Annotated in this window: 10 protein-coding genes; 2 read left to right on the forward strand and 8 right to left on the reverse strand. The window is 75.5% G+C overall.

Annotation, left to right across the window (positions count from 1 at the left end):
• Window positions 1–182: 182 nt before the first annotated feature.
• The 6 genes from AC27IY_RS26280 to AC27IY_RS26305 are packed head-to-tail and all read right to left on the reverse strand — an operon-like array spanning window position 183 to window position 7,910.
• Entirely contained in the window at window positions 183–1,697 is a 1,515-nt protein-coding gene (locus AC27IY_RS26280) for a PucR family transcriptional regulator (RefSeq protein ID WP_487179466.1), read from the reverse strand.
• The gene (locus tag AC27IY_RS26285) at window positions 1,694–3,025 is read right to left on the reverse strand and encodes an S-methyl thiohydantoin desulfurase domain-containing protein (RefSeq protein WP_487179467.1); all 1,332 of its coding nucleotides are present in this window, start codon (window positions 3,023–3,025) and stop codon (window positions 1,694–1,696) included. The genes AC27IY_RS26280 and AC27IY_RS26285 overlap by 4 nt, the downstream gene beginning before the upstream one ends.
• Window positions 3,022–4,344 (reverse strand): hypothetical protein, encoded by a 1,323-nt coding sequence (locus tag AC27IY_RS26290; RefSeq protein WP_423448588.1) that lies wholly within the window; start codon window positions 4,342–4,344, stop codon window positions 3,022–3,024. Before AC27IY_RS26290 ends, AC27IY_RS26285 begins: the two co-directional genes overlap by 4 nt.
• Window positions 4,345–5,334, reverse strand: coding sequence for an ABC transporter permease (locus tag AC27IY_RS26295; RefSeq protein WP_487179468.1), 990 nt, complete (start codon window positions 5,332–5,334; stop codon window positions 4,345–4,347).
• Window positions 5,331–6,845, reverse strand: coding sequence for a sugar ABC transporter ATP-binding protein (locus AC27IY_RS26300; RefSeq protein ID WP_449952042.1), 1,515 nt, complete (start codon window positions 6,843–6,845; stop codon window positions 5,331–5,333). Before AC27IY_RS26300 ends, AC27IY_RS26295 begins: the two co-directional genes overlap by 4 nt.
• 12 nt (window positions 6,846–6,857) lie before the next feature.
• Window positions 6,858–7,910, reverse strand: a complete 1,053-nt coding sequence (locus AC27IY_RS26305; RefSeq protein WP_423448584.1) for a sugar ABC transporter substrate-binding protein — start codon at window positions 7,908–7,910, stop codon at window positions 6,858–6,860.
• 311 nt (window positions 7,911–8,221) lie between these two features.
• Here AC27IY_RS26305 and AC27IY_RS26310 point away from each other — a divergent pair, with 311 nt between their 5' ends.
• Entirely contained in the window at window positions 8,222–9,517 is a 1,296-nt protein-coding gene (locus tag AC27IY_RS26310) for a UDP-glucose dehydrogenase family protein (RefSeq protein WP_423448582.1), read from the forward strand.
• A 40-nt stretch (window positions 9,518–9,557) separates the two neighbouring features.
• Complete coding sequence (locus AC27IY_RS26315; protein WP_423448580.1) at window positions 9,558–9,893, forward strand: ArsR/SmtB family transcription factor; 336 nt, start codon at window positions 9,558–9,560, stop codon at window positions 9,891–9,893.
• A gap of 13 nt (window positions 9,894–9,906) precedes the next feature.
• Here the strand turns inward: AC27IY_RS26315 and AC27IY_RS26320 are convergent, their stop codons facing one another.
• The gene (locus AC27IY_RS26320) at window positions 9,907–11,124 is read right to left on the reverse strand and encodes an RNA polymerase sigma factor (protein WP_487179726.1); all 1,218 of its coding nucleotides are present in this window, start codon (window positions 11,122–11,124) and stop codon (window positions 9,907–9,909) included.
• 173 nt (window positions 11,125–11,297) lie between these two features.
• Window positions 11,298–11,723 carry a YciI family protein gene (locus AC27IY_RS26325; protein WP_449952243.1) on the reverse strand — a complete coding sequence of 142 codons (426 nt, stop codon included), beginning with the start codon at window positions 11,721–11,723 and terminating at the stop codon, window positions 11,298–11,300.
• Window positions 11,724–11,774: the final 51 nt, after the last annotated feature.

Genomic DNA, 11,774 nt, shown 5'->3' on the forward strand with positions numbered 1-11,774 from the left:
GCATCGCGCTCCGGGGCCGGCCGTCGCCGTTCTGCGCGCCGGTCCGTCGGCGGGTCCGCGCACGGGTCTGCGCCGATCGGCACGCGGTCCGCACCCCGACCCGGCGCGGGTCTGCGCCGATCGGCAGGCGGTCCGCGCCCCGACCGACCGGCCTCTGCCGACGGGCCTGTCTGCCGGTCGGCCTACGGCTGCTGGGTTGCCGCCTGCTGGCCGTTCTGGAGCTCGGGCAGGAGCGCGTAGCAGGCCAGGTGGAGTGCGAGCCGCTGGTCGGGGTGGTCGAAGTCGACGCCCCGGGCGCGGATGCGCTCCACGCGGCCGAGCACCGTGTTGCGGTGCAGGCCGAGGCGCGCCGCCGCGCGCCCGGTCGAGCCGCCGCAGTCGAGCACCGCGGCCAGCGTCACCACCAGCACCGGCCCGTCCGGCGCGGCCAGCAGGTCGGCCAGCACCAGCCGCGCCGACGCGGCCAGCTCCGCCTGGCCCAGCGTGCCGAGCAGCGCCCGGTAGCCGAGCTCGTCGAACGTGCGCACCTCGCCGTGCCCGAGCCGGACCGTCGCGCCCGCGGCCAGCACCGCCTGCTCCAGCGAGGCGCGCAGCCCCTCGCCGCCCTCGGCGGCCCGGCCCACGCCCGCGCTGAGCGGCACCGGCACGCGCATCCTGGCCAGGTGCCTGCGCAACGCCGCCGCGACCTGGCCGGACTCGATCTCCGGCTCGGTCCACCAGCTCGCCCAGCCGTCCTGCCACGGGGCGAGCGGCAGGTCGGGCAGCACCTCCTGCCAGGCCGACACCACGCCCGGCGACAGGCCGGCGCCCTCCAGCGCGGGATCGGTACGCAGGAACACCGCCACGTGCCGCCCCTCCAGCCGCCAGCCCGGCAGGTCCACACCAGGCTCGGCCTCCACCGCGTGCCCCGGCCGGGCGAACAGCGCCGTCAGCGCGGCCCGCGCCTGCTCGGCGCCGTAGACGGCGCTCACCCGCTCCCGCGCCACCGACGTCGTGAGCGGGGCGCGGGCCAGGCGCAGGATAAGCCGTACGCTCTCCGCCCACGCCGGGGCCGGGGAAGCGGCCAGGCCGGCGACGAGATCGGCCCAGCGGCGGCCGTCCGGGCCGGGGACCTCCACCCGCACCTGGTGCTCGGCCCGCGCCGCCGCCGACTGCCCGGCCAGCAGGTGGCCGTCCGGCAGCAGCAGCGCCGCCGTCACGCCGGGCACCTCCGCGTTGATCACGCCGAGGATCCCGCGCGGGCTGCTGCGCTCGGCGAACAGCTCCGCGCAGCGGGCCGCGAGCCGGGCCCGCGCCGCCTCGGGGCTGGCGACCACGGCGGCCAGCTCCAGCGCGTACGCGGCCGGATCCTCGCCCACCGCGAACACCGGCAGCCGCATCCGCGTGGCGAGCTGAGCCGTCGCCGACGTCGGCCCCGCCTCGGCCGGGCTGACCAGGCAGGACGCGCTGCGCTCCCATGCCAGGCGGAGCGCCGACTCCACCATCCAGGCGCCGTGGCCGAGCGTGGCCGACAGCACGACGACCGTTCCCGGTCCGTGCGAGCGGATCTGGTCCAGCTCCGACACCAGCGCCACGCGGGACACCCGCCGGCCGAGGTCCTCGCCGACCAGCATCTGGGCGCGGCCCAGCGGGCCGTACCTGACCAGCTCGTCCACGGTGAGCTGCTCGGCGACGCGCGGGGCGCGTACGCTGCTCATCGGCCTGCCTCCTTCGGGTGCCGCAGCGGGAAGCCGAACGCGCCGGGGCCGCCGAGCGCCAGGCCGGGGATCGTGTGCCAGAGCGGCGCGGCGGGCACGACCAGCACGTCCACCAGGTCGCCCGCGGTCAGCCTGCCGGGGCCGGTCATGCGCAGCGTGCCCCGGTCCAGCAGGCACAGCAGGTCGGGCACGGCCGCCGCCAGCGAGCCGTCCGACAGGGCGAGGATCAGCTCGTTGTGCGCCTCGATGCGGATCAGCCGGCCGCTGTCGTGGTCGTGCACGGCCAGGCCCACCGGGTTGCCGGGGAAGAGCGCGGCGGCCTGGCGCACCGAGGGCCCGATCTCGACCAGCCGCCCGCCGCCGAGCACGCTCGCGCCGGTGACGGCGGTCAGCTCGGCCAGCAGCCGCTCGTGCGGCGCCACGACCCCCCGCTGCCCCGGCCCGCCCTCCTGGAACGCCCCCGCCTCCCCGGTCTCCCAGGGTGGGCCGGGCGGGTGGGGTGGGCCGTCGGTCCAGCCGGGGCGGCCGGGCGGGTGGGGTGGGCCGTCGGTCCAGCCGGGGCGGCCGGGCGGGTGGGGTGGGCCGTCGGTCCAGCCGGGGCGGCCGGGTGGATGGGCCGGGCCGCCGGTCCACGCCGGGCCGCCGGCCCAGGCGGGGCGGCCGGGGGCGTGGGCGAGCAGGACGCGGCCGACCTCCAGCACCCGGCTCATCGAGCCCGGGATCGCCGCCCCCGCCAGCTCGCCCACCCGCGTCGGGTAGAGCGCGCACAGCAGCCACCCGCCGGCGCTCTGCGCGACGACCCGCGCCAGCCGTTCGGCCCGCGCCGACCCGGTCTCCAGCAGCAGCGAGTCGTCGCCCGCGCTGACCGCCGCCATGGGCGCCAGCGACAGCCCGGCCAGCTCGAACGTCGTCTGGTGGATGAGCGGGAACACCCGCCCCATGCCGTCGCAGTCGATGAGCGGCAGCCCGAGCAGCGCCGCCGCCGCCACCGGGAACAGCGCGTTGACGCTGGCGGCGTTGAGCGGCAGCACCGCGCCGAGCGGCCCGCACCGGCCCTCCAGGCTGCGCGCCAGCGCCTCGGGCTCGGCGCCGGAGGGCGGCAGCTCGGCCATGGCGGTGGTGGAGCCCATGCCGCCGATGGCGGCGCAGACGGTGGCGGGGTCGAGGTCGCCGGCCGCGACCAGGCGTACGGGACCGGTGTGGGCCAGGATGTCGCCGAGCCAGACGCCGGCGAAGTCGATGCCCTCGCCCGCCGCGCTGGTGGAGAAGAACTCCGCCCCGGCGAGCAGCGCGGGCACGTCGGCGGCGGTGATCAGCCGCTCGCTCACGTCTCCTCGCCCGCCTCGCCGCCCGCGCGGACCATCAGCCGGTAGGAGCCGCTGCGCAGGAACGACATCGACACCGCCCGCGAGCTGACCACGCGCTCGCTGCCGAGGCGGGCGCCGCTCTCGGCGACCAGCGTCAGCGCGCGCTGCTCGGCGATGCCGCGCTGGCGGTCGAGCTCCTCGCGCGACTCGGCGTAGACGACGGTGTCGAGCCAGGCCGTCGGCTCGGTGCAGGCCGCGCCGATGGCCGCGAGCTCGCCGCCGGGCAGCACCAGCCGCCCCGGCGCGGGCAGCCGGGCGGCGACCGCCCGTGCCCGTACGGCCGCCTCGCCGGTGGAGCCGGCGGCCACCACCGCCTGGTCGGGTTCGTGCTCGGCCAGCAGGGCGAACGCGGCGGCCGTGGCCGCGGGGGAGCCGGGGATGCGGGTCAGCGACGCGGTCGGCACCGCCATCCGCACCCCGCCGGGCCCCGGCCGGTCGACGGTCACCTCGGGCAGGCCGCCCGTGACGTGGCCCACGGCGAGCGCGTCCGGCAGGGCCAGCCCCACCAGCGCGTCGCCGGCGCCGGCCAGCCAGGCGGCGCCGGTCAGCGCCGCCGCCTCCGACGCGGCCAGCGCGAGCACCGGCAGCAGCCGCAGCCGTTCGGCCGAGATGCGCCCGCCGTCGCCGGCCGCGAACCAGGTGGACACCTGCGGCCCGACCAGCTCGCCCACCCGTACGCACCGCTCGGCCAGCTCGGCGGCCCGCGCCAGCAGCGCCGCGTTGATGACGGTGGCGGCCTCCCTGTCGAGCAGCCCCAGCCCGCCCACCTGGTGCGACAGCGACACCCGCGCCTCGGGGCGGGTGTCGTGGACCAGCTCGGCGGCGGCCAGTTCGTGGTCGGCGCAGCCCGGCGCGCCGCTCGCGGTCACCGCGAGCGCGGGGATGTCGCGGGCCGCGGCGGCCTCGGCGAGGACGGCGTAGATGTCGAGCGGCGCCAGCTCGACGCCGAACAGGTCGTGCCCGCCGATCACCGCGCCCCGCCGCGCCTGCAGGGACCGCAGCAGCGGGGAGGGGTGACCGGAGCCGAGCCCGCCCGTGGGCAGCCGGGGCACCACGCGCACGGCCGCGACCGGCGTGCCGGCCAGGGCGGGATCGAGCTCGGCGGAGACGTCCCAGGTGACGGAGCCGACGCGGGCGCCGTTCGCGAGACCGCGCAGCATCCGGGCGAGGACCCGCTCGCTCGCGTTGGGACCGGTGGCGTGGCGGGTCTCGCCGTCGCCGACGAGTGCGGCGTGCGCGCGCCCCGCACCCAGCAGGATCCCGATCCGCGCGCCCTCCACCTAGCTCCTTCGGCCTCGCAGCAGCCGGTCGAGGCTCACCGCGCCGAGGATGAGCGCACCCTGTACGACCTGCTGATATATCGTATCCCAGCCCAGCAGGTTGAAGCCGTTGCCGATCAGCGTGATGAGCAGGACGCCGATCAGGCCGCGCCAGATCGCGCCCTCGCCGCCCATGACGCTGGTGCCGCCGACGACGGCCGCGGCGATGGCGGTCATCTCCATGCCGGTGGCGAGGCTGGCCTGCGCCGACCCGCCCCGGGCGGCCAGGATGAGCCCGCCGAGGGCCGCGCACACGCCGCTGATGGCGAACACCGCCACCTTGATCTGCCCGACCCTGATGCCGGACAGCCGGGCGGCCTCCTCGTTGCCGCCGATCGCGTACACGCGGCGGCCGAACGTGGTGCGGGCCAGCAGGATCCAGCAGACCGCGACCACGGCGAGGAACAGCAGCGACGCGGCGGTCACCCCGCCGAGCACGGTCGGCCAGCTCAGCGCCTGGAAGGCGGTGGCCCGGTCCTCGGCCGGGTAGACGATCGCGCCGGCCGTGAGGATCACCGCCACGCCCCGGTAGATGATGCTGAGCGCCAGCGTCGCGATGAACGAGTGCACCTTGATCCGGACGACCACGATGCCGTTGATCGTGCCGAGCAGCGCGCCGGCCAGCACGCCGGCGATCATGCCGGGGCCGACCCCGGCCACGTTCGTGACCGCGACGGCGACGATCGCCGACAGGGCCAGCACCGCGGTGATCGACAGGTCGAACGACCCCGAGATGATCACCAGGGTGGCGGCGGTGGCCAGCAGCCCCACCACGGCGGCCTGGTCGAGCAGGTTGACCAGGTTGCCCGTGGTGAGGAACGTCGAGGTGCTGACCGACAGCACCACGATGATGAGGACCACGCCGAGCACGATCCCCAGGTCGCGCAGCCGGGCCGAGCGGCCGGGCGCGGCTTTCATGTCCGCCTTGACGTCCGCGGTGGTGGCGGTCATCGGTTCTCCTCAGGAAGTTCGGTGTCGGGGGTGTCGGCGAAGGCCAGCGCGACGACCTGCTCGGGGGTGGCCCGGCCGCGCGCGAACTCCCCGACGAAGCGGCCGTGCCGCATGACGAGCACCCGGTGCGCCAGGCCCAGCACCTCCTCGACCTCGGAGGAGACCACCAGCACCGCCATGCCCTCGGCGGCCAGCTCGACCAGGAGCTGGTGGATCTGGCCCTTGGCACCCACGTCCACACCGCGGGTCGGCTCGTCCACCATCAGGACCTTGGGCCGGTCCATGAGCCACTTGCCGAACAGCACCTTCTGCTGGTTGCCGCCCGACAGCGTCCACACGGGGCCGCCCAGGTCGGAGCCGCGCACGTCGAGCCCGCCGAGCATGGCGCCGGCGGCCTCGCGCTCGGCCCCGCCCCTGACGAACCCGGCCCGCTGCCTGCTGCCGAGGCTGGCGAGCGCCACATTCTCGCGGACCGAGCGGCCGAGCACGAGGCCCTGGTCCTTGCGGGACTCCGGCACCATGGCGAGCCCGGCCTTCATCGCGCGGGCGGGGGAGCCCGCGGGCACGGCCTGACCGGCCACCTCGACCACGCCCGCGTCGGGCGCGTCCGCGCCGAAGATCGCGCGCAGCGTCTCGGAGCGGCCGCTGCCGACCAGGCCGGCGATGCCGACGATCTCGCCCGCCCGGATGTCCAGCGACACGTCGCGCACGGCGGTGCCGCGGCGCAGGCCACGGGCGCTGAGCAGCACCGGCGCGTCCTCGGGCACCGGCCGCGGCTCGGGGTAGAGCAGCTCGACGGGGCGGCCCACCATGTCGCCGACCAGGCTCTGCGGCGTCTGCTCGGCGGCCGGGCCGGTCTTGATGTGCCGGCCGTCGCGCAGCACCGTGATGTCGTCGCAGACCGACAGCACCTCATCAAGGAAGTGCGAGATGAGCACCACGGCCGCGCCGTCGGCCGCGAGGCGCCTGATGACCTCCAGCAGGCGCTCGGTCTCGTTCTGGGTCAGCAGCGCGGTCGGCTCGTCCATGCCGATGACCGACGCGCCGGAGGCCAGCGCGCGCAGCACCTCGACCTGCTGCTGCGCGGCGATCGGCAGGTCCCTGACCAGCGCGGACGGGTCCAGCTCGAACCCGGTCCGCTCGGTCAGCTCGGCGAAGCGCCGCCGGTCGGCGCGGCGGTCGCGCCAGCCGAACCGGTTGCGCCAGCGGCCGAGATACACGTTGTCCAGCACGGTCATGGCCGGCACCAGGGCCAGCTCCTGCGAGATGAGCGTGAACCCGTGCCGCAGCGCGTCCCTGGGCGAGCCGACCGAGATGGGCCGGCCGTCCAGCAGGATGCGGCCGGTGTCCGGGGCCACCGCCCCGCACACCGCCTTGAGCAGCGTGGACTTGCCCGCGCCGTTCTCGCCGAGCAGGCCGTGCACCCGGCCGCCGTGCAGGGTGAACGACACGTCCCGCAGGACGGGCACGCCGCCGTAGGACTTGCCGAACCCCTCAAGGTCGATCCTCACCGGCGGCTCCTCCTACTCGTCGTACTCGCCGGCGACGCCGGCCAGCGCCTCCTTGGTGCCCTTGCCGTCGTTCGGCGCGAGCACGGTCTCGCTGTTGGACTCCTCCACCTGCTGGCCGCGGGCCTTGGCCAGGCCGAGCTCGGCGGCCTTGGCGCCGGCGCTCTTCTCCGGCAGGTAGTAGGTGGCGAACCAGCGCCCGTCCTGGACGGCCTTGACCGCCTGGCGGGAGCCGCCGTTGCCGATGAGCAGCACGCCCTTGCCCTTGACCACGCTCTCCGCGCCGGCGATGGCCTGGGAGCTGCCGATGACGACGTTGACGTCCGGCTGGGCCTGCAGCACGTCCTGCATGGCCTTGCGCCCGCCCTCCTGCGTGTAGCCGCCCTCCACCCGGGAGGCCAGCTCGACGCCGTCGGCCGCCTCCAGGGCCTTGACCGCGGCCTCGGTGCGGGCGTTGTCCAGGGGCAGCGACTTCATGCCCTCCAGGTACGCGACCTTGCAGGGGTTGAGGTTCTTGCTGCGGCACGCCTCGACGCCGAGCTCGCCGAGCTTCTTGCCGTTGTCGGCGGGCACGTCCACGAGCGTGATGACGCCGGGGACCTGCGAGTCGGCCGTGTCGTACGCGGTCCCGACCGGCGTGAACTCGGCCACCACCGTGATCCCGGCCGCGACGGCCTGCCGGAGCGCCGGCACCACGGACGCGCCGTCGTTGGCCTGCACGATGAACACGTCGAACCGCTTGCTGGTGACCGCGTCCTGGATCTGCTGGACCTGCGTCTGGGCGTCGAAGTTCGGGTCGAAGAACTCGGCCGTGGCGTTGTTGGCCTTGGCGTACTCCTCGATGCCGTTCCACGTGGCGACGGCGAAGGCGTTCGCACGGGCGAAGCCGAAGAAGGCGATCCGCTTCTGCGCGTCGGCGCCCTGGGCGGCCTGCGAGGCGGGCGCGCTGCTCGCCGTGCCGGTCTCCGACCCGGGCGCGACGCACGCGGTGCTGAACGCGAGGATCGCGGCGGCGGCGCCGACGGCCACCCCTGTCTTCCTGACCTGCCCGTATTTCCTGATGTGCATGGGCTTTCCCGTTTCTCGGTGCGCGGCTGGACGCTTGTGGAGAGCCCGTCGCCTTACCCCCGGGGCGTCGGCCTCCTCCGACGTGCTGGAAACTGTAGGAAGCCCTTCCCGGACCCCATGGGCGCGGCGCACATCCCGGCCCGGCGCCACTGTGCGGCGTGCCGCGCACCGGGGGAGGAGCCGCCGCGGGCCCGTCCCGCGGGCCCTTGGCCCCCCTCGGATCCGTGACGACCGCGGGAGGCCGTTAAGGTGAACAATCCCGCGCGCGCGGGATGTCGTGCTGATGGAGTCACGAAACGGATGGTCGGTTCATGGGTGACAAGCCGGAACGTCGGGTGGCGGTCTTCGGTGCCGGGTACATCGGGCTGGTGACCGGCGCCTGCTTCGCCGAGCTCGGGCACCGGGTGGTGGTCAGGGACATCGATCCCGAGAAGGTGAGGCTGCTGCGGGCCGGCGACGTGCCGATCTACGAGCCGGGGCTCGGCGACCTGATCGCGCGCAACAAGGAGCGGCTGTCGTTCACCCTGGACCTCGCCGAGGCGCTGGACGGCGCCGAGGTCGCGTACGTGTGCGTGGACACCCCGCCCTCGGCCTCCGGCGACGCGGACCTGTCGCGCGTGTGGTCGGTGGTGCGCTCCCTGGAGGGCGCGAAGGACCTGAAGGCGGTCGTGGTGAAGTCGACCGTGCCGGTCGGCACCGGCTCACGCGTCCGCGCCGTGCTCGACGAGAGCGGCCTCGCGCACGTCGGCTACGCCTCCAACCCCGAGTTCACCGCCGAGGGCACGGCCGTCCACGACTTCCTGCACCCCGACCGCGTGGTCGTCGGCGCCTCCGACGAGACGGTCGCGCGGCTCGTCGCCGACCTGCACGGGGGCGTGGACGGGCCGGTCGTGACGATGGACGTGCGCTCGGCCGAGATGGTGAAACTGGCCTCCAACGCCCTGCTCGCCACCAAGATCAGCTTCATCAACGAGATCGCCACGCTCTGCGAGAAGACCGGCGCGGACGTCACGGAGGTCGCCCAGGCCGTCGGCCTCGACCACCGGCTCGGCCCCCACTTCCTGCGGGCCGGCATCGGCTGGGGCGGCTCCTGCTTCCCCAAGGACTCCGAGGCGCTGCGCCAGCTCGCCAGCAACACCGGCTACCACCTGCAGCTGCTGTCGGCCGTCATCGAGGTCAACAACCTGCAGAAGCGGCGGGCCATCCAGCAGCTCAACGACGCGCTGGGCACGCTGGCCGGGGCGCGGGTGGCGCTGCTCGGGCTGACGTTCAAGCCCGGCACCGACGACATGCGCGAGGCGCCGAGCACCGTGCTCGCCTCGCGGCTGCTCGCCGAAGGGGCGGAGGTGCGCGCCTGGGACCCGATGGCCCGGCCGGGCGCGGCCGAGCCGTGGGCGTCCACGACCCGCCACCCGACCCCGGAGCTGGCCATGGAAGGGGCCGACGCGGCGATCGTGGTCACCGAGTGGCCGCAGCTCCAGGACGTCGACTGGGCGGCGGTCGCCGGGTCCATGCGGCGCCCGGTCCTCTACGACGGGCGCAACCTGCTCGACCCGGCCGCGATGCGGGCGCTCGGGTTCACGTACATGGGGGTCGGCCGGCCGTGACGGCGCCGTCGAACTTCGACGGTTGTCCTACCATGACGTCATGGAAGACGTCTTGGCAGACGAGCGCATCCCGCCGCACCCCGACCCCCGGGAGGTCACGCTCCAGCAGGTCCTCGAAGCCCTCGTGGACCCGGTGCGGCGCGGCATCGTCACGCAGCTCCGCGACTCCGCCGCCGCCATCAAGTGCGGCGACTTCGACCTGCCGGTGAGCAAGTCGACGGCCACGCACCACTTCCGCGTCCTGCGCGAGGCCGGCCTCATCCGCCAGCACTACGCGGGCACCGCGCGGCTCAACACCCTGCGCCGCGACGAACTGGACGCCGTCTTCCCCGGCCTGCTCGACGCCATCATGGACGCGGAACGCGCCCGGGTCTGACGCGCCGGCGCGCTCAGCAGGCGGCCGCGCGGGACTCCAGCAGGGCGCGCTCGCGGCCGTTGCGGGTCAGCGCCGCCGCCCGCTCGAACTCGGCCCGCGCCTCCTCACGGCGGCCCAGCTTGAACAGCAGGTCGCCGCGGACACTCGGCAGCAGGTGATAGCCCTTCAGCGCGGGCTCGCCGGCGATCTGGTCGAGCAGGCCGAGACCCACCTCCGGGCCGTACGCCATCGACAGCGCCACCGCCCGGTTCAGCTCGACCACGGGGGAGCGCAGGAGCTTGGCCAGCTCCTCGTAGAGCGCGGCGATGCGTGCCCAGTCGGTGTCGCCGGCGACGACGGCGCGGGCGTGGCAGGCGGCGATGGCGGCCTGCAGCGCGTACGGGCCGGGAGCGCCGCCGGCCAGGCTCTCGGCCCGGCGCAGCGCCTCCAGGCCGCGGCCGACGAGCAGGCGGTCCCAGCGGGTGCGGTCCTGCTCCAGCAGCAGGACCGGCTCGCCCGACGGGCCCACGCGGGCCGCCGAGCGGGACGCGTGCAGCTCCATGAGCGCCACCAGGCCGTGCACCTCGGGCTCGCCCGGCATCAGCCCGGCCAGGACGCGGCCGAGACGCAGGGCGTCCTCGCACAGCGCGGGCCGCAGCCAGTCGTCGCCCGCCGTGGCCGAGTAGCCCTCGTTGAAGATGAGGTAGATGACCTCCAGGACGGCCGCGAGCCGCCCGGCCAGCTCGCCGCCCCCGGGCACCTCGAACGGCACGCCCTTGTCGGCCAGGGCGCGCTTGGCGCGGACGATGCGCTGCGCCACCGTCGGCTCCGGGACCAGGAACGCGCGGGCGATCTCCTCGGTGGTCAGGCCGCCGAGCACGCGCAGGGTCAGCGCCACCCGCGACTCCATCGACAGCGCCGGATGACAGGCCGTGAACACCAGCCGCAGCAGGTCGTCCTCGATCTCGTCCGGCTCGGGCCGCTCCTCGCCCGCGCCGCTCTCCAGCCGGTGGCCGAGCTCGGTGAGGTTGTGGCGCAGCCGTTCGTTCCTGCGGATCAGGTCGATCGCGCGGCGCCTGGCGACCGTCATGAGCCAGGCGCCCGGGTTGTCCGGCACCCCGGACCCGGGCCACTGCTCCAGCGCGGCGACCAGCGCGTCCTGCGCCAGCTCCTCGGCCAGGCCGACGTCGCGGACGAGGCCGGCGAGCCCGGCGATGAGCCGGGCGGCCTCGATCCGCCACACCGCCTCCACGGTGCGGTGCGGATCGGCACCGGCGCCGCGGTGCCCGCCGGTGCCCACGCCGGCGTCCGTGCCGGTGTCCGCGCCAGCGTTCGCGCCAAGGTCCGCGCCGGGGTCCGTCGTCATCCGCCCATCCCACCAGCGCCCCCGCCGCTCTCGCAACCCGCGGCGGGGCGCGCGCGGGGTCAGGCGTCGGGGACGTCGCCGCGCAGGCGTACGTGCAGGGCCCGCTCGCGCTCCTCCTCCGGCAGCGACTCGTCGAGCACGTCGGAGGCGTCGAAGACGCGCCACACGTCGAGCCCGATGCCGTCGTGGCCGGGCGGCACCGGCACCCGCAGCGCCCACTCGATCGCCTCCTCCCGCGACTTCACCTGGATCAGCCAGAACCCGGCGATCAGCTCCTTGGACTCGGCGAACGGCCCGTCGATCACGCTCGCCCGCCCCCCGCTGTAGGCGATCTGCGCCCCCTTGGAGCTGGGCAGCAGCCCCTCGGCGGCCAGCAGCACCCCGGCCTTGGCCAGCGCCTCGTTGTAGGCGTGCATGGCGTCCACGAGCTCCTGAGGAGGCAGCTCCCCGGCCTCGGTCGCGGCGTTGCCCTTGCCCACGATCATGAACTTCACGGTCTGCTCCTCTTTCACGCGTACGGTCCGTCGCCGGTGCGT

The sequence above is a fragment of the Nonomuraea sp. B208 genome (genome assembly GCF_057536035.1).